Origin of the sequence: Hungatella sp. SL.1.14 (assembly GCF_024460495.1) — a bacterium.
GTDB lineage: Bacteria > Bacillota > Clostridia > Lachnospirales > Lachnospiraceae > Hungatella > Hungatella hathewayi.
On sequence record NZ_JANFYJ010000380.1, the window covers coordinates 1 to 298 of the forward strand.

Below are 298 nucleotides of genomic sequence, written 5' to 3' on the forward strand. Positions count from 1 at the left end.
CACACGGTTCCCAGACATTCCAGTATGCAGCCTCCCGGTCTGTTACAACCGCACTCGCTGCATGGTTTATATACAGGACTCCCAGCTGCCCCTCCGGTACTTCCGCTATCGTTACACGACTCTGGATCGCCGCATACTCATCCGGATTCGGTGCAGCCCCCTTTGCCATCAGATCAGCCCACATTTGGATAAAATCTGAGCAAAGCTTGTCATCAGCATAGCCGATCGCCTTCTTGTCTTCACTGAACAAGCTTTCTCCATGCTGTCTTAGCCAGTAGTTAAATAAGTTGTTATCATC

1 pseudogene is annotated in these 298 nt (G+C 50.3%); it reads right to left on the reverse strand.

Features of this window, described 5'->3' with window-relative positions:
* Positions 1 to 250: pseudogene (locus NE473_RS31450) on the reverse strand (hypothetical protein); the annotation flags it as partial.
* Positions 251 to 298: the final 48 nt, after the last annotated feature.